The organism is Streptomyces yerevanensis (assembly GCF_000716805.1).
Lineage (GTDB): Bacteria > Actinomycetota > Actinomycetes > Streptomycetales > Streptomycetaceae > Streptomyces > Streptomyces flaveus.
Genome location: NZ_JNWJ01000019.1, coordinates 25,656 through 42,182, shown reverse-complemented (window position 1 = coordinate 42,182; position 16,527 = coordinate 25,656). Strand labels below are relative to the sequence as shown.

The window sequence follows — 16,527 nt, the reverse complement described above, 5'->3', positions numbered from 1 at the left end:
GTTCAGGGGGTGGCGGGGTTTTCAGATCAGGGACCGGTAGAGACCGGGGCGCCGGTCCTTCAGGTACGGGTTCTCCTCGCGTGAGGCGGCGAGGAACGCGGGGTCCACGTCACCGAAGACGAGTTCCTCCCCGCGGCCCGCGCGGGCCCGGGCGCATCCGTCGGGCCCGGCCAGCGTGGAGAGTCCGACGAACTCGAACTCCCCTTCCGCACCGACCCGGTTGACGTACGCGACGTACATCTGGTTCTCGAAGGCACGCACCGGTACGACGGACTCGGCGACGAACTGGAACGGGTGCATCTGGGCCGTGGGGACCACCAGGAGGTCGGTGCCGGCCAGGGCGTGGGCGCGGACGTTCTCCGGGAACTCCACGTCGTAGCAGATCATGAGGCCGATGCGGAGGCCGCCGAGCTCGGCCTGGACCACCGGCTCGTCGCCCGGCGTGAAGTGCTCGCGTTCGAAGCAGCCGAAGAGGTGCGTCTTGCGGTAGTTGGCGAGCCGCGTGCCGTCGGGGGCGATCAGCTGGGCGGAGTTGAAGACGGTCTCGCCGTCGCGCTCCGGGTAGCCGTACGCGACCGCGAGTCCGTGCCGCCCGGCGATCTCCGCGACCGCGTCGGCCCCGTCCCCGTCGGCGGGCTCGGCAAGGCGGCCCACGTCCGCCCCGATCGCGTACCCGCTCAGAAACATCTCCGGCGCCACCAGCAGCCCGGCCCCCGCATCGGCGGCACGCCCCGCGGCCTCGTCGAGAACCTTGAGGTTCGCGGCGACGGAGCCGGGGCGTCCGGAGCTCTGGAGCAGGGCGGTGCGCATGGGTGTTCCTCACCGGGGGCGGAGGAGGTCTGAGGGCCAGATCGACGGTACGGGCGGCGGCTTCGGGTGGACAAGGCGGTGTTGTTGCGCGTTTGAGGGTGGATCGTTGCGTACATCGGGGGCTGGGCGGCGATTCGTTGCGCACGGGTGGTTTCACGGTCGGACCTTGGCGGTCGAGGCTCTGGCCAGCAGGATCAGTGCTGTCAGCAGGTACGGCACGGCGAGCACCGCGAACACCGTGCTGTGCGCCGCCTGCGCGCCGATGACCGCGTACACGCCGAACACGGCGACCGTGGCCAGCTCGGTGCCCAGGCTCGCGACGGAGGTGAGGGTGGCCCGGCGGGTGTCGTCGATGCGGTGCTGGAGCCGGACCTCGGCGAGTACCTCGGCCAGGTGGAAGCCGCCGAAGGCGACGGCGACGAGGGCGATACCGGCAGGCGTACGCGTCAGCGCACCGACGGCGAGGGCGAGCGCGGCGCCCGCGATCACCGCCGCGAGCCCGGTCGTCCCGAGGCGTTCGGCCGCTCCCGTGAGCAGGCTGCCTGCCGCGACCACTCCCCAGACCAGCAAGAGCAAGTAGGGCACCGTCTGGTCGGCCACGCCCGTGTCGCGGATCAGGAGCGAGGTGTACTCGTCGAGCGCGCCCCATACCGCGGCGACGGCCGGCACGAGCAGCAGAGCGCCGCGCACGGAACGGTCACGGTGTGCTTCGGCGAGGCCGGTGCGCAGGGTCGTCGCCCAGCCGTCGTCACCGGTCTCCGGCGGCACCCGGTGCTCCGGGAACCGGGTCGCCGACGCCGCGGTCAGCAGGCAGGCCAGGACACTGACTGCGCCGACGGCCGGGTAGCCGCCCAGCGCGAGCACCGGTCCGGCCAGCCCCATCGACGCCATCGTGGCCAGCAGTCGCGCCGCCCGGGACCGGCCCATGACGCGGGCGTAGCGGTCGGCGGCGCCGAGCCGGTCCAGCTCCTCATAGACCAGCGCCTCCAGCGCGCCGGAGCCGAGCGCTCCGCCCGCGCCCCACAGGACGAAGCCGAGCGCGAAGGCCCCGTACGACGGGACGAGCACCCACAGCGCGAAGCCTGCGGCGGTGAGCAGCGGGCCGACCCACAGCAGCGTCCGCCGCGAGAAGGCGTCCGCCCAGGCACCGGAGGGGACCTCCAGCAGTACGCCGGTGATCGACCACAGGGCGAAGAGAGAGGAGATCTGCCACAGGGACATCCCGGTGTCGGCGAACAGCAGGGCGTACACCGGGTAGAGCAGGACGAGGTCGTCGAGGAACGCGTAGCCGTACAACGTGGCCGTGAGCCGCCGTACACCGGTGGTCTCGGGCACACGCGCAGGTGAGATTGTCATGAGGCCTTCCCGCAGGGACGAATCGGACGCCGGAGGTACAGCGCCCGAGGCGGCCCTCGGGAGGCACGGCTGGTGAATCAATGTCGCCAGGTCATGGCACCGATGTTAGACGGGACCGGCCGTCCGGCCCAGCGAAAAAGTCGTGAGCGAGAAAGTCGTGATCACCGCCGCGTGGTCGGAGGGCCAGTCGTTGTCCTCGACGTCGGGCCAGGGGCGGGGATTGCCGGTGACGAGGGTCCGGGAGTCGAGCACGCGCAGCCCGTCACCCGCGTACAGGACGTAGTCGATCCGGTCCTGCGGCTCCGGGCGGCCGCTGCCGTCCTCGTGCTCGGTGTGCACCGGGGACCAGGTGACACCGGGTTCCTTGAGCGGGTCCGGGTGGGCCTCGCGGAAGGAGTCGCGCAGGCCCGCCTCCTCGGCGGCCTTGGTCACGGGCCACTCGGCGTCCGTGCGGTCCAGGTGGGAAGGGGCGTTGAAGTCGCCGACGAGGAGGACCGGTGTGGTGTCGCGGGCCGCGAGGTCCGGGGCCATCGTGTCCAGGATCTCCCTCAACTGGCCGAGCCGTCCCGCCTCGTGGGCCACGAGCTCGGGCGCGGCAAGTCCGTCGAAGGAGGCCTCGTACGGGCCGTACGGCGTGTAGTCGAGGTGGGCGCTCCACAGCACGGCCTCTTGCCGCTCGCCGAGCCGGATCCGTACTCCGGTCGCCCCGTAGAAGCCGGGGTCCGGGGCGCCCAGCCGGGCGACGATCGGATACCGGCTGATGACGCCGAGGTTCTCCCCCGCCTGATGGTGCTCCCAGCCGAGGGCGTCGGCGAGTTCGCGGGCGGAGGTGCCGTACGTCTCCTGGAGGCCGACCACGTCGACGCCCGCCTCCAGGATGACCTTGAGCTGCTTCTCGCGGTGGTGGGCGACCTTCGTGCCGCCGTACCAGAGGTTCCAGCTCATCACGCGCAGCTCGCGGGGCGTGATCATCTCGCGCAGCCGTGCGGGAGTCACGTCTTCCAGGCTCTCCAGGACCGTCCGCCCGGGCGCGGAGGCGATCGGCGCCAACGACGGCACCGCGAGGACCGCGCAGCCCGCCGCCTCGGCGGAGGAGACGCCGGTCTGGGTGTCCTCGACGGCCACACAGGTGGCGGGGTCGACGCCGAGGGCGCGGCAGGCGGCGAGGTACGGGTCGGGGTCGGGTTTGGTGCGCGGGGTGTCGTCGGCGGTGACGGTGACCGCGAACCGTCCGGCGCCCAGGGCCTCGACCACCAGGTCCGCGACCGCACGCGGGGACGCGGTCACCAGGGCGGCGGGCACGCCGTCCGCCGCCAGCGCGTCGAGGAGCCGGAGAGCGCCGGGCCGGGCCACGACACCCGAGCGCACCCGTACCGCGAACTCCCGGTGGAGATCCGCGGCGACCTCGGCGAACGGGGCACCCGTGGCCCGGCTCAGCACCTCGGCGGTGTGCTCGACGGGCCGCCCGAGCACATCTCCCTCGTCGGTCTCCGCGAGCGAACGGCCGAGTCCCGCCGCCACTTGCTCGACCGCCTCCCACCACAACCGCTCGGTGTCCACAAGGGTGCCGTCCATGTCGAACAGGACGGCCTGAAGCGGCTGTTGGGGAGTCCCGGGAGGGGGCTGGAGGGTGTGGGGGGACACGTGACTCTCTCTCATACGCGTTCGGCGACCAGGACCGGACGCTCCGGCAGGCTGACGGTCACGGCGGAGCCCGCGCCCAGCGCGGCGGCCTCGTGGGTCAGCAGGTCGGCCTTCACCTCGGTGCCGTCGGCGAGCCGGACGGTGACGCGGGTGGCCGCACCGAGAAATGCGGAGGAGACGACTCGGGCGTCCCCCGCGTCCTCGGCCTTCACCCGCACCGCCTCGGGCCGTACGAGCACGTCCACCTCCGCCGCGGCAGGCGCTTCGCCGTCGACCGGCAGCCGCTGACCGAGCACCTCGACCGTCCCGCCGGCCACCTGCCCCGGAATGCGGCTCATCGTCCCGACGAACTCCGCGACGAAGGCCGTGGCGGGCCGCCCGTACAACTCCGCCGGAGCCGCGCACTGTTCGAGCTGTCCGGCCCGCATCACGGCGACCCGGTCCGCCATCGACAGGGCCTCCTCCTGATCATGTGTCACGAACAGGGTGGTGATGCCGAGTTCCTGCTGGAGCCGGCGGATCTCCTCACGCAGGTTGAGCCGTACCTTGGCGTCGAGTGCCGACAGCGGTTCGTCGAGGAGTAGCACGCGGGGGCGCAGAGCAAGCGCCCGGGCCAGCGCGACGCGCTGCTGCTGACCGCCGGAGAGCTGGTGGGGGAAGCTGCCGCCCTTGTCACCGAGACCGACGAGTTCGAGCAACTCGGCGGCCCGGGACCGCCGTTCGGCCGTACGCACCTTGCGCATCCGCAGCCCGAAGGCCACGTTGTCGAGCGCGCTGAGGTGCGGGAAGAGGCTGTACGACTGGAAGACCATCCCGGCGTCGCGCCGGTGGGCCGGGACGCGCGTGACGTCCTCGCCGTCGACCAATACCTCGCCTGAGTCGGGGTGTTCGAACCCGGCGAGCATCCGCAGCGCGGTGGTCTTGCCGCAGCCGGACGGGCCGAGGAGGGCGAGGAGTTCGCCGGGACGTGCGGCCAGGTCGAGTCCGTCGAGGGCGACGGTGGGCCCGAACTCGCGGCGCAGACCCCGGAATTCGACGGTGGCCGCCTCGGTGTCGGTGGCCTTCTCAAGCAGCGTGGTGACGGTCATGGTTCATCCCCGGGGAGCGGTACGGGAGCGCCCGCCGAACCCGGCGAGCGCGAGAAGGAGTGCCCAGGTGACCAGCAGGCTGAGCACGGACACGGCGACGGAGAGCTGGGCCTGCGATCCGCTGACGTTGACGATCCACACGGCGAACGGCTGGAAGCCGAGCAGCTGGGCGACGGTGAACTCGCCGAGCACCAGGGCCAGCGTGAGGAACGAGGCGTTGAGCAGCGCCCCGCGCAGGTTCGGCAGTACGGCGCGTACGAGCGCCTGCGGCCAGCCCGCGCCACAGCTGCGGGCCGCCTCGACGAGGGTGCGTACGTCCATCGCGCGCAGCCCGGCGTCCAGGGCCCGGTACACGAACGGCAGCGCCATCACGACATACGCGAGGACGAGCACGAACGGGAAGTCGGGGTTCTGGATCGCCGTGAACGTCTGGAACAGCGGGGTGCGCGAGAGGTGTTCGGGCCCCCACTTCAGGACCGTGCCGATCCCGGCGACGAACGCGATCGGCGGCACGACGAGCGGCAGCGAGCACACCACCTCGACGACCGGCCGCAGCTTCGGCGCCCCGAGCCGCAGCGCGACCATCGCGGGCACCATCAGCAGCAGGACGATCGCGATGGTCGCGGCGGCCAGCTCCAGCGAGAGCAGCAGACTGGAGACGAAGCCGTCGGTGCCGAAGATCTGGGTGTACGCGTCGAAGGTGACGCCCTCCCCCGGCACGTCGACCGTGAAAATCACGGACGCGGCCAGCGGCACCAGGAAGTAGAGCGCGGCGCCGGCGAGGACGAGCCCGCGCCAGGGACGTACGGGTATGGACCTGTTCGTGCTTCGAGCCGATGCGTTCGTGCTTCGAGCGGCTGTGTTCATGCTTCGAGCCATCGCGCGCTCCGTCGTTGCAGGGGCAGGTACACGGCCATCACCAGGCCCGCGACGAGGACCATGTCGAGGCTGAGGGCGAGCGCCACGTTCTCCTGGCCGACCAGGACGTTGCCGGAGATGGCGTCGGCGATCTGCAGGGTGACCAGCGGGATCGAACTTCCCACCATGGCCGCGGCGGTGGCGTACGCGGCGAAGGCGCTGCCGAAGAGCAGTACGAACCCGCCGAGCAGCGAGGGCGCGAGGACGGGCAGGGCGACGTGTCGCCAGTACTGGACGGCGGTGGCCCCGTTGTTCCGCGCGGCCTCGCGCCACTGAACGCGCAGGCCGTCGAGGGCGGGGGTGATGGTGAGGACCATCAGTGGGATCAGGAAGTACAGGTAGACGATCACCAGCCCCCAGAAGCTGTAGAGGTCCCAGCCCTTGTCGGTGAGGTCCAAGTACCGCGTCAGGACACCGGAGTTGCCGAGGGTGGCGACGAACGCGAAGGCCAGCGGGACGCCGCCGAAGTTGGCGAGGACCCCGGACGCGGTGAGTACGGCCTCGCGCAGCGCGCGGAAGCGGGAGGTCACCACGGCCTGGGCGAGCAGGAGTCCGAGGACGGCCGAGATGACCGCCGAGACTGCGGACAGCTTGACGCTGCCGAGCAGGGCGGTGAGGTACGCGCCCTTGAGCGAGGCCGTCAGGTTGGCCGTGGTGTACGAAGTCGCCCCGGTGGCCGGGTCCTTGACGGTGAACGCGCCGTTCAGCATGGCCAGGGCGGGGATCCCGAAGGCGAGCGCCACGAAGGCGAGCAGCGGGACGACGGCGAGCCAGCCGGGCGCGTGGCGCCGCCGCTTCGGAGAAGCGACCGGCGGCGCCACGTCGACTCGTGTGAGGGTCGCGGTCACCCGGAGACCGCCTTGCCCCAGCCCTGCCCGAGCACCTCCTTGGCCTTGCTCTGCTGCGCCTCCGTCGGGAACTCCGGAGTGCCGGAGACCTCGGGGAGCTTGGCCGCGGCCGTCTTGTCGAGCGTGCCGGCCTTCTCCATGGCGGTCATCAGGGCCGGGCGGGCGTACCCCTTGAGCCAGAGGTTCTGGCCCTCGGCGCTGTAGAGGTACTCCTGCCACAGGCGGGCGGCCGCCGGGTGCGGGGCGTCCTTGTTGACGGCCTGCGAGTAGTACTGGGAGAACTTGCCGTCCGACGGGACCGCGACCTGCCAGTCGAGACCCTTGGACTTGAACTCGTCGGCGTACCCGGCGTTGAGGTAGTCCCAGTCGATGCTGATCGGCGTCTCGCCCTTCTCGACCGTGGCGGGAGTCGACTCGACGGGCGTGTAGTTGCCGTTCTTCTTGAGCTCGGCGAAGAAGTCGAGGCCGGGCTGGATGTCGTCGAAGGAGCCGCCGCTCGCGAGGGAGGCCGCCCAGACGCCGCCGAAGGCCGAACCGGACTTGGTGGGATTGCCGTTGAGCGCGACCTGGCCCTTGTACTGCGGCTTGAGGAGGTCCTCGAAGGTGGTCGGGCACGTCTTCACGCGCTTGGCGTCGCAGCCGATGGAGATGTAGCCGCCGTAGTCGTTGTACCAGCGGCCTTGCGCGTCCTTCTGACCCTCGGGGATGTCGGCGAAGTCCGCGACCTTGTACGGCGCGAGGAGTCCCTGCTGGGCGGCGCTCAGCGCGAAGGAGCTGCCCAGGTCGAGCACGTCGGGGGCGCGGTCCTGGCCCTTGCGGGAGGTGACGGCGTTGATCTCGTCCTGGCTGCTGCCGTCGGGGTTCTCGACCTCGATCTTGATGCCGTACTTCTTCTCGAACCCGTCGATCAGCGCGCCGTAGTTGGCCCAGTCGCGGGGCAGCGCGATCGCCTGCAGCGTGCCCTCCTTCTTGGCCGCCTTGACCAGCGCGTCCATGCCGCCGAAGGCCTCGGCCGAGGTCGCGGTGGCGGCGCTCTTGCCGTCGGTGGTGGTGGACGCATCGTCGGGGGCCGCGCCACAGGCACTCAGGGCGAGTGCGGCAGCGCCGACGAAGACGGCTGTTCTCGGCAGGGACACGGTCACGGTCTTCTCCAGGGATGCGCTCAGGGGTCACACGAGGCAGGGCTCACGCGAGGTAGGAGTCACGCGAGACTGAGAACTTGTCAGCGGAACTTGTCTGAACAAGTTGGCCTCAGTAGGCCCGCCGTTGATGTCCTGTTCGTAAACTCTGGAAAAACCATGCCCCTTGATTCTCCGGCCAGTCGCCGGGCACACGTGTCACCGCCGATCCTCGTCTAGGCTGGTCAAGGGGTACACACCTGCGCACAGAGGGGGAGTATGGCGGCACGACACGAGGAGATCGCCGAGGAGCTCAGGCGGGCGATCGACCGCGAGGAGTACACCGTGGGCAGTCGACTGCCCACCGAGACCGACCTCGCGGCCCGCTACGAAGTATCCCGCGGCACCGTCCGCCAGGCCGTCGCCGCGCTGACCTCCGAGGGGCTCATCGGTTCCCGGCAGGGCGCGCGTCGCGTGGTCCTCGCCAGCCGCCGCAGCCAGACCTTCGAGGAACTGCGCAGCTTCGCCCAGTGGGCGCGCGCGATGGGGCGCGAGGCGACGGGACACGTGGTGTCGTCGACGTACCGCCCGGCCACGCCCGAAGACTGCGTACGCCTCCAACTGACTGTCGGTACCCAGGTGTTGCACGTCCTGCGCGTACGCGGCCTGGATGGTGAACCCGTACTCCTGGAACGCACGGTGTACGCCGACTGGATCTCCCCCGCCGTGGAACGCGTCGAGCCGGACTGCCCGTCGGTCACCCAGCGCCTCTACGAGGACACAGGCCTCGTCTTCGCCTACGGCGAGCACGTCATCGACGCGGTGGCGGCCGGCGCCCAGGACGCCGACCTCCTCGGCATTCGCCGCACGAGCCCCCTACTCCGGGTCCGCCGAGTCACCACGACCCGCGAAGGCCGCCCGGTCGAATGGTCCGACGACCGCTATCGCTCGGACGCCGTGACGTTCAGCGTCCACAACTCGATAGCCAACAACGCACTGGCGAGGCGCGCTCCGTAAGGGCGCCCCTTCGAGGGGCGCGGGGCTGTTACATATGCGGCTCCGCCGCGATGGGGGTCCCCCCGCTCTGGGGGTCCCCCCAGGCCCTTAAGGCACTGGGGGAGAATTCGAGAGTGGGGGAGCGACAAGCCCCCACTGACCCGCACGCCGCACACCGGACCTCGCGCGAAGCGCTTACGTAGGAGACCCGGAAGAGAACCGTCGCAACAACGGCGACAGCACCAGCACGGACTTGGTCCGCTCCACGAACGGCTCCTCCGCGATCCGCTCCAGCACTCGCTCGAAGTGCCGCATGTCAGAAGCGAAAACCTGCACAACAGCGTCCGCCTCCCCGGTGACGGTGGACGCGGCCACAACCTCCTGATACCGCTCAAGACCGCGCTGGATGGTCTCGGGCGAAGTGTTCCGGCGGCAGTAGATCTCGACGAACCCCTCGGTCTCCCAGCCAAGCGCCGCCGGGTCCACCCGAACCGTGAACCCGGTGATGGCCCCGGTGGCCCGCAACCGGTCCACCCGCCGCTTCACCGCGGGCGCGGACAGCCCGACCTCCTGGCCGATGTCCGCGTAGGAGCGGCGGGCGTCCTCGGCGAGGGCGTGCACGATGCGTTCGTCGAGATCGTTCAGCACTGCGGGTGGTTCACTTTTCTGAGGCGGCGAGACGGGACCGGCGATAGTCGTAACTGAAGTAGAACACGAGCCCGACGGCCATCCGGACCCCGAAGACGACCCAGGTCACGGTGTTGAGACTGCCCATCATCCACACACAGAAGCCGAAGCCCAGCGCGGGCAGCACCGGCGACAACGGCACCCGGAACGCACACGGCATCTCGGGCCGCGTACGCCGCAGCACCACGACGGCCACATTGACGAGCGCGATGGCGATCACGGCACCGGCCGCGAGCAGCGTGCCCCTCGGCGCATGTTCGTTGCGCGGGGCTTTTCGGCCGTTGCGCAAGCCCTCGCCGGCAGCCGACGAAGGCCTCGTACGGCCTCCACTCGGAGCCCGTCCGGCCTGCGCTCAGGATCCCTCCGGCTCCCCCGCGATCGCCCGCGCCTCGGCCACGTCGTCCTCGTCGAAGCCCATCTGTCCGGGCCGCCCGTGTGCCGCCACCTGGTCGTCGATCCAACGGTTGTGCGCCTCCCAGGCGGCCTGCTTGCTGGTGCCCAGGGCGGCCCCGATCTGCGACCAGGAGGCGCCCGACTCGCGGGCCGCGCGGACGGTGAGCTGACGGCCGTACGCGGCCTTGCGGGCCACCACCTCGCTGAGCGCGAGCAGTTCGAGGAGCTCGGCGCGGTCGAGGGCTTCCTCGTCGCTTCCGGCCCCGGCCATAGACTCCCGGACCCGCAGCTCGTCGAGACGGGCCACGGCGGTCAGCAGCGTGTACTGGGGCTCGATGCTCTGCGGTGTCGTCATGCCCTCAGCCTCCCGTCAAGCTATCTTGACGTCAAGAGGGCCTGCCGCCAACGGCCCCTGCTCTCCCGGTGACGGGACAACAGGGGCCGTGCAGGTCGGCCGTACGTACAGAAGGAACCCGTGTCAGCTCCAGCTGGCATGCAGCGGCTTGCCCTCCGCGTAGCCCGCGGCGCTCTGGATGCCGACGACGGCCTTCTCGGCGAACTCCTCCAGGGAGCCCGCGCCGGCGTAGGTGCAGGAGGAGCGGACGCCCGCAATGATCGAATCGATCAGGTCCTCGACGCCCGGCCGGGTCGGGTCGAGGAACATACGGGAGGTCGAGATGCCCTCCTCGAACAGGCTCTTGCGGGCCCGGTCGTACGCCGACTCCTCCGACGTACGGTTGCGCACCGCGCGCGCGGACGCCATGCCGAACGACTCCTTGTAGGGGCGGCCGTTGGCGTCGTGCTGGAGGTCGCCCGGCGACTCGTACGTACCGGCGAACCAGGAGCCGACCATGACGTTCGACGCGCCCGCGGCCAGTGCCATGGCGACGTCGCGCGGATGGCGGACGCCGCCGTCGGCCCACACGTGCTTGCCGTACTTCTTCGCCTCGGCGGCGCATTCCAGGACGGCCGAGAACTGCGGGCGGCCGACCCCGGTCATCATGCGGGTGGTGCACATGGCGCCGGGGCCCACGCCCACCTTGATGATGTCGGCGCCGGCCTCGATCAGATCCCGTACGCCCTCGGCGGCGACAATGTTGCCCGCGACGATCGGTACCTGCGGGTCGAGGCCGCGGACGGCCTTGACCGCGGCGATCATCGACTCCTGGTGGCCGTGCGCGGTGTCCACGACGAGTGTGTCGATGCCCGCGGCGAGGAGCTGCTTGGCCTTGCCCGCGACATCGCCGTTGATGCCGAGGGCGGCAGCGATGCGCAGCTTGCCGTTGGCGTCGGTGGCCGGCGTGTAGAGCGTGGCGCGCAGGGCACCCTTGCGGGTCAGGATGCCGGCGAGCTTGCCGTCCCTGTCGACGGCGGGCGCGTAGCGGCGGTTGGCACCGTCGAGCTTGTTGAACGCGTCGCGCGGGTCGATGTCCGCGTCGAGCAGCAGCAGGTCCCGGGACATGACCTCGGACAGCTGCGTGAAGCGGTCGACCCCGCCCAGGTCGGCGTCGGTGACCACACCGACCGGCCTGCCGGCCTCGTCCACCACGACGCCGGCGTTGTGCGCCCGCTTCGGCAGCAGCGCCAGCGCGTCGGCGACGGTCTGGTGCGGGTCCAGCACGATCGGGGTGTCCAGGACGAGGTGACGGCCCTTGACCCAGGAGACGACCTCGGTGACCACGTCGATCGGGATGTCCTGCGGAATGACGACGAGCCCACCGCGACGGGCCACGGTCTCGGTCATCCGGCGGCCCGCGATCGCCGTCATGTTGGCGACCACCAGCGGAATCGTGGTGCCGGTGCCGTCCGGCGACGACAGATCGACGTCCTGCCGCGAGCCGACCGCGGAACGGTTCGGCACCATGAAGACGTCGTCGTACGTCAGGTCGTATGCGGGCTGGATGTCATTGAGGAAACGCACGTGCTGCACATCCCAGTCGATCAGAAGTGGCCCCCGAGCAGATCAGCGCGAGGGAAGAGCACGTACCTCATTGTCCCATGACGGTGGTTGCGGCCTGCCCGGGCCGATCATCCAGGCTGGTCAGAGGGCCTCTGGTGGGATCCTCCCAACACGAGCAGCACCGAAAGCCCCGTCAGCCGGTCCGCGGCCTCCGCGAACACATCCTCCGCGATCTCCCATTCCTCCGGCCGCGCCTTGGCGTACGTACGCCAGCCCGTGACGACGATCAGCAAGCCGCGCTCGGCGGCGCCCGTGGGCCAGACGGAGCGGTCGGTGAGGCTGTCGGCCAGCGCGTCCCAGTTGCGGCCGAACCAGTCGGGCAGCTCCAGGGCGCGTACGCAGCGCTCCATGAAGCCCGCCTTGTCCGCGACCCCGGCGAGGTCCAGCGTGACCACGAGGCGGTCCGCCACGTCGTCCGTCATCTCGGTACCGCCCTGCCTCGAAGGACTCGTCACTCGTCAAGACTCGTAAGGGGAAACTCGTACGGGGTCGTACGGGGAAAGAGAGCGGCCCGTCAGCGGTCGAGCGCTGACGGGCCGCTGACGACGGATCAGGGCCCGTCGGGATCGGCCCGGTTCAGGGCCGGACGCGGCGCGGGCCCCGTCGTCATCAGATAGTCCGCGGCCGATGTGTCGGTCACCAGGCTGGTGACCAGGCCGGAGCGGAGCACCGCGTCGATGGCGGCCGCCTTGCGCTGCCCGCCCGCGATCGCGACGACTTCGGGGATACGCCGCAGCCGGTCGGCCTCGACCGTGATGCACCGCTCCCCCAGGTCCCGGCCCACGCGACGGCCCTGGGTGTCGAAGAGGTGAGCGGACATCTCGGCGGCGACACCGAGCGAGGCGTAGTGCGAGCGTTCCTCGTCGGTGAGCATGTCGTGCACCGTGGAGATGCCCGCCTCCCAGGAACCGATCGACACACAGGCGACCGTCACCTTGTCGAAGTACTCGAAGGCGCGGGCGATCCCCGTCTGGTTGCGCAGCGCGGCGGCGGTGGCCACGTCCGGCAGCAGCATCGGCGCGTAGATGGGGTGGGCGTCGCCACCCGAGACCTGGGCGGCCCGGCGTACGGCCTCGACCGAGCCGCGCTCGGCCGTCCCGGCGTCGTACACACCCGTCAACTGCACCACCGTGCACGGCGGCAGCCGGTCGAGGGCCGCCGCCATGTGGATGGTCGACCGGCCCCATGCGAGGCCGAGCACATCACCCTCGGTGACCAGCTCGCCGAGCAGGTCGGCGGCCACTTCGCCGAGGTTCTCCGGGTCGGGCGACTCCTCGGCGTCGGCCGGGGACTCCACCACGACGGCGTGCCTGAGTCCGTAGCGGGCGCGCAGCGCGTCGGAGCGCTCCGCGTCCAACTCTGCGGGGACACGGATCTCGATCCTCACCAGATCCCGTTCGAGAGCGGTCTCCAGGACCCGGGCCACCTTGAAGCGGCTGACGCCGAACTCCTCGGCGATCTGGATCTTGGACTTGCCCTCGAGGTAAAAGCGGCGGGCCATGGCCGCCGCCTGCACCAGCTCAGCGGGTCCCATCCGCATGGCTGACCGGCCCGCCGACATACCCGACACGGCGATCTCCTCACTGCTGTTCACACTCTGGATTCGCCGTTCATCCTCGCAGATCCGGCGTCCTTGATCAGCCCTGATGGGCGGCGTTCACGTTCCCTTGGCCTGGCGGTGGCTCAGTGGCCGCACGCCCAGGCCGCCCGGGCCATCACCGCCTCCGCCTGGCTGCGCAATGCACGTACCGCCTCTGCGGGGTCCGAAGCGCCGTACACCGCCGAACCCGCCACGAAGACGTCGGCTCCGGCCTCGGCGCAGCGTTCGATCGTCTCGGCCGAGACTCCGCCGTCGACCTGGAGCCAGAGCTCGAGACCGTGCTTGGAGATCAACTCGCGGGTCCGGCGGATCTTCGGGAGCATGATGTCGAGAAAGGCCTGGCCTCCGAAGCCCGGCTCGACGGTCATGATCAGCAGCATGTCGAGTTCGGCGAGGAGATCCTCGTACGGCTCGATCGGCGTCGCCGGCTTGAGGGCCATGGAGGCGCGGGCGCCCTTGGCCCGGATCTCGCGGGCGAGCCGCACCGGAGCGGCGGCGGCCTCCACATGAAAGGTGACGGAACCGGCACCCGCTTCTACGTACTGAGGCGCCCAGCGATCGGCGTCCTCGATCATCAGATGGCAGTCCAGCGGCGTGTCCGTAGCGCGCGCCAGGGACTCTACGACCGGCACACCGAGCGTGAGGTTCGGGACGAAATGGTTGTCCATCACATCCACATGGAGCCAGTCGGCCCCCTCGACCGCCTTGGCCTCCTCGGCGAGGCGAGCGAAGTCGGCGGACAAAATGCTGGGGTTGATCTGCACGGCCATGCTCTAAGCGTGCCATGCCCTCGAGGGGTTGTTCGCCTCGGTCCGGATCTAGTCCCTTCTGCGCATGCGGCATCCCATGACGGCGTGCCATTCTGGGCCGCCCACGGGCTCCACGTACGGCTACGGGGGTGGCCATGACGGACGTACGAGACCGGCAGAAGGACGTACGAGACCGGCCGAAGCGAGGCATCGCGCACCTGGTCTGCGGGCCGCGGGCCAAGTGGCTGGTGGTGGCGCTGTGGGTAGTGGTGCTGCTCCTCGCGGCGCCGTTCGCGCAGAAACTCACCGACGCCCAGGACAATGACGCGGCGTCCTGGCTGCCAGGATCCGCGGAGTCGACCCAAGTCCTGGAGGCCTCCGAGGACTTCAGGCCGGAGCAGATCCCCGCGATCGTCGTGTACGCCCGGGAGAGTGGCCTCACGGCACAGGACCGGGCGCAGATCTCCGAGGACGTACGCCAACTCAAGGCGCTGCGCGACCACGGCATCCGCGGGGCGGAGACGCGGGGCCCGACGTTCGACCGGGACGCCGATCCGCGGGCGGCCCAGGTCTTCGTGCCGATCACGATGGACGAGAAGGGCTGGGAGCGGATCGCGCCCGCGGTCGACTCGATCCGTGCGGACGTCGGCGAGGGCGGCGACGGCCTTGCCGTGCACATCACGGGCCCGGGCGGTACGTCCGCGGACTTCTCCGAGGCCTTCGAGGGCATCGACTCGACGCTGCTGTTCTCGGCGATGGTCGTCGTCATCGTGATGCTGCTGCTCACCTATCGCAGCCCGACGCTGCTCCTCGTCCCGCTGCTCGGAGTGATCGTCGCGCTGTTCACCTCGCAGGCGCTGATCTACTTCCTGGCGGAGAACGCGGGTCTGACCGTCAACGGCCAGAGCGCGGGCATCCTCACGGTCCTGGTGTTCGGCGCCGGGACTGACTACGCCCTGCTCCTGGTCGCCCGCTACCGGGAGGAGCTGCGTCGCCACGAGGACCGCCACGAGGCCATGGCGCTGGCCCTGCACCGGGCGGGTCCGGCGGTGATCGCGTCCGGCGCCACGGTCGTCCTGAGCATGCTGGTCCTGCTCGCCGCCGAGATGAACTCGACGAGGGGCCTCGGCCCGGTCGCCGCCATCGGCGTCGCGGTGGCGCTGCTCGCGATGCTGACCCTGTTCCCCGCCCTGCTCGTGATCTTCGGCCGCTGGGTCTTCTGGCCGGTGATCCCGCACTTCGGCGCGCCCGACCCGACCGAACGCGGCCTCTGGGCCCGCATGGGCCGCCGTATCGCCCGCCGCCCGCGCATGATCTGGGGCGTCACGGCGGCGGCGCTCGCGCTGCTGTCGCTCGGCCTGCTCCAGATGCGAGCAGAGGGGCTCAGCAACGCCGACGCCTTCACCGACAAACCCGACTCGATCGTCGGCCAGGAGGTGTCCGCGCGCTACTTCCCGGCAGGCAGCGGCGATCCGCTGGTGGTCATCAGCAACCAGGCGCAGGCCGAAGAGGTGGGCCAGGCGGTCGCCGGTACGTCCGGTGTCGTACCGGAGTCCCTGGGCCTGCCACCCGGCGCGAAGCCGGAGTTCGAGGGCAGGGTCCTCTTCGAGGCCACGATGACCGCGCCCGCGGACAGCGAGGCCGCGAAGGAGACGGTGGAGCGAGTACGGGACGCCGTGCACGCGGTGCCCGACGCGGACGCGCAGGTGGGCGGCGGTACGGCGGCTCTGCTGGACATGGACAGGGCGACGACCCACGACAACATACTGATCATCCCGCTGGTGCTCGTGGTCGTGCTGCTGATCCTCGGTGCGCTGCTGCGCGCACTGATCGCGCCGCTCCTGCTGATCGGCACGGTGGTGCTGTCGTTCGCCGCCGCACTGGGGATCAGTGCGCTCGCGTTCCGGTACCTCTTCGACTACGCGGGCGAGGCGACGGACTTCCCGCTCTTCGTCTTTGTGTTCCTGGTGGCGCTGGGCATCGACTACAACATCTTCCTGACGACCCGCATCCGCGAGGAGGCGGGTCGTCAGGGCACCCGCCCCGGCGTGGTGACGGGCCTGGCCGCGACCGGCGCCGTCATCACCTCGGCGGGCCTGGTCCTGGCCGGCACCTTCGCCGCCCTCGGCACGCTCCCCATGGTGGCCTTCGCGGAGATCGGCTTCGCCGTGGCCCTCGGCGTCCTCCTCGACACGTTCATCGTCCGCTCGATCCTGGTCACGTCCCTGTTCCTGGACGTCGGCCCGAAGGTGTGGTGGCCGCACCGACTGGCCCGGGAGGACAGCGGGGCGCCCCCGCCGACGGCGGTCGAGGGCACCACCACGGAACCGGCGTCGCGGCCGGGCGGCCCGTCGGAGTAG

Annotated in this window: 15 protein-coding genes and 1 pseudogene; 2 read left to right on the top strand and 14 right to left on the bottom strand. The window is 70.6% G+C overall.

The genetic code is table 11. The annotated features are described in order from the left end of the window. Positions 1-21: 21 nt before the first annotated feature. The 7 genes from OP79_RS20930 to OP79_RS20900 all read right to left on the bottom strand — a co-directional run bounded on the left by OP79_RS20930 (position 22) and on the right by OP79_RS20900 (position 7,806). Positions 22-810: a carbon-nitrogen hydrolase family protein gene (locus OP79_RS20930; RefSeq protein ID WP_033321819.1), complete on the bottom strand. Its 789-nt coding sequence runs from the start codon at positions 808-810 to the stop codon at positions 22-24. 153 nt (positions 811-963) lie between these two features. Beyond that, positions 964-2,166 (bottom strand): MFS transporter, encoded by a 1,203-nt coding sequence (locus tag OP79_RS20925; protein ID WP_033321818.1) that lies wholly within the window; start codon positions 2,164-2,166, stop codon positions 964-966. 105 nt (positions 2,167-2,271) lie between these two features. Next, positions 2,272-3,825: an HAD-IA family hydrolase gene (locus tag OP79_RS20920; protein WP_051744790.1), complete on the bottom strand. Its 1,554-nt coding sequence runs from the start codon at positions 3,823-3,825 to the stop codon at positions 2,272-2,274. Next, positions 3,822-4,898 carry an ABC transporter ATP-binding protein gene (locus OP79_RS20915; protein ID WP_033321817.1) on the bottom strand — a complete coding sequence of 359 codons (1,077 nt, stop codon included), beginning with the start codon at positions 4,896-4,898 and terminating at the stop codon, positions 3,822-3,824. Before OP79_RS20915 ends, OP79_RS20920 begins: the two co-directional genes overlap by 4 nt. A 3-nt stretch (positions 4,899-4,901) precedes the next feature. Further along, positions 4,902-5,777: an ABC transporter permease gene (locus tag OP79_RS20910; RefSeq protein ID WP_245685400.1), complete on the bottom strand. Its 876-nt coding sequence runs from the start codon at positions 5,775-5,777 to the stop codon at positions 4,902-4,904. Continuing rightward, entirely contained in the window at positions 5,762-6,664 is a 903-nt protein-coding gene (locus OP79_RS20905; RefSeq protein ID WP_033321816.1) for an ABC transporter permease, read from the bottom strand. Before OP79_RS20905 ends, OP79_RS20910 begins: the two co-directional genes overlap by 16 nt. Beyond that, positions 6,661-7,806: an ABC transporter substrate-binding protein gene (locus OP79_RS20900; RefSeq protein WP_033321815.1), complete on the bottom strand. Its 1,146-nt coding sequence runs from the start codon at positions 7,804-7,806 to the stop codon at positions 6,661-6,663. Before OP79_RS20900 ends, OP79_RS20905 begins: the two co-directional genes overlap by 4 nt. 255 nt (positions 7,807-8,061) lie before the next feature. Here OP79_RS20900 and OP79_RS20895 point away from each other — a divergent pair, with 255 nt between their 5' ends. After that, complete coding sequence (locus tag OP79_RS20895; RefSeq protein WP_033321814.1) at positions 8,062-8,799, top strand: GntR family transcriptional regulator; 738 nt, start codon at positions 8,062-8,064, stop codon at positions 8,797-8,799. Positions 8,800-8,973: 174 nt separating this feature from the next. On the opposite strand, the gene OP79_RS20890 is transcribed toward OP79_RS20895, so the two are convergent. From OP79_RS20890 to rpe, 7 genes and pseudogenes are all read right to left on the bottom strand, one after another. After that, positions 8,974-9,426: an Lrp/AsnC family transcriptional regulator gene (locus OP79_RS20890; protein ID WP_033321813.1), complete on the bottom strand. Its 453-nt coding sequence runs from the start codon at positions 9,424-9,426 to the stop codon at positions 8,974-8,976. A gap of 10 nt (positions 9,427-9,436) precedes the next feature. After that, positions 9,437-9,682 (bottom strand): annotated as a pseudogene (locus OP79_RS20885) (amino acid permease C-terminal domain-containing protein); the annotation flags it as partial. A gap of 135 nt (positions 9,683-9,817) precedes the next feature. Continuing rightward, positions 9,818-10,213 (bottom strand): hypothetical protein, encoded by a 396-nt coding sequence (locus OP79_RS20880; RefSeq protein WP_033321811.1) that lies wholly within the window; start codon positions 10,211-10,213, stop codon positions 9,818-9,820. A 123-nt stretch (positions 10,214-10,336) separates the two neighbouring features. Continuing rightward, positions 10,337-11,779 carry a GuaB1 family IMP dehydrogenase-related protein gene (locus OP79_RS20875; RefSeq protein ID WP_033321888.1) on the bottom strand — a complete coding sequence of 481 codons (1,443 nt, stop codon included), beginning with the start codon at positions 11,777-11,779 and terminating at the stop codon, positions 10,337-10,339. 107 nt (positions 11,780-11,886) lie between these two features. Then, the gene (locus OP79_RS20870) at positions 11,887-12,240 is read right to left on the bottom strand and encodes a barstar family protein (protein ID WP_033321810.1); all 354 of its coding nucleotides are present in this window, start codon (positions 12,238-12,240) and stop codon (positions 11,887-11,889) included. 128 nt (positions 12,241-12,368) lie between these two features. After that, on the bottom strand, positions 12,369-13,412 hold the full coding sequence (locus OP79_RS20865; RefSeq protein ID WP_033321809.1) for a sugar-binding transcriptional regulator: 1,044 nt from the start codon (positions 13,410-13,412) through the stop codon (positions 12,369-12,371). An 89-nt stretch (positions 13,413-13,501) separates the two neighbouring features. Continuing rightward, a complete protein-coding gene (rpe, locus tag OP79_RS20860; RefSeq protein WP_033321808.1) occupies positions 13,502-14,188 on the bottom strand; it encodes a ribulose-phosphate 3-epimerase in 687 nt (228 codons plus the stop codon). A gap of 134 nt (positions 14,189-14,322) precedes the next feature. On the opposite strand from rpe, the gene OP79_RS20855 reads away from it, so the two are divergent. Further along, entirely contained in the window at positions 14,323-16,527 is a 2,205-nt protein-coding gene (locus OP79_RS20855; protein ID WP_051744789.1) for an MMPL family transporter, read from the top strand.

Excerpts from the sequence above, each read along its gene's own strand:
- OP79_RS20930 (WP_033321819.1), bottom strand. The coding sequence starts at position 810 with ATGCGCACCGCCCTGCTCCAGAGCTCCGGACGCCCCGGCTCCGTCGCC.
- OP79_RS20925 (WP_033321818.1), bottom strand. The coding sequence starts at position 2,166 with ATGACAATCTCACCTGCGCGTGTGCCCGAGACCACCGGTGTACGGCGG.
- OP79_RS20920 (WP_051744790.1), bottom strand. The coding sequence starts at position 3,825 with ATGAGAGAGAGTCACGTGTCCCCCCACACCCTCCAGCCCCCTCCCGGG.
- OP79_RS20915 (WP_033321817.1), bottom strand. The coding sequence starts at position 4,898 with ATGACCGTCACCACGCTGCTTGAGAAGGCCACCGACACCGAGGCGGCC.
- OP79_RS20910 (WP_245685400.1), bottom strand. The coding sequence starts at position 5,777 with ATGGCTCGAAGCATGAACACAGCCGCTCGAAGCACGAACGCATCGGCT.
- OP79_RS20895 (WP_033321814.1), top strand. The coding sequence starts at position 8,062 with ATGGCGGCACGACACGAGGAGATCGCCGAGGAGCTCAGGCGGGCGATC.
- OP79_RS20880 (WP_033321811.1), bottom strand. The coding sequence starts at position 10,213 with ATGACGACACCGCAGAGCATCGAGCCCCAGTACACGCTGCTGACCGCC.
- OP79_RS20870 (WP_033321810.1), bottom strand. The coding sequence starts at position 12,240 with ATGACGGACGACGTGGCGGACCGCCTCGTGGTCACGCTGGACCTCGCC.
- rpe (WP_033321808.1), bottom strand. The coding sequence starts at position 14,188 with ATGGCCGTGCAGATCAACCCCAGCATTTTGTCCGCCGACTTCGCTCGC.
- OP79_RS20855 (WP_051744789.1), top strand. The coding sequence starts at position 14,323 with ATGACGGACGTACGAGACCGGCAGAAGGACGTACGAGACCGGCCGAAG.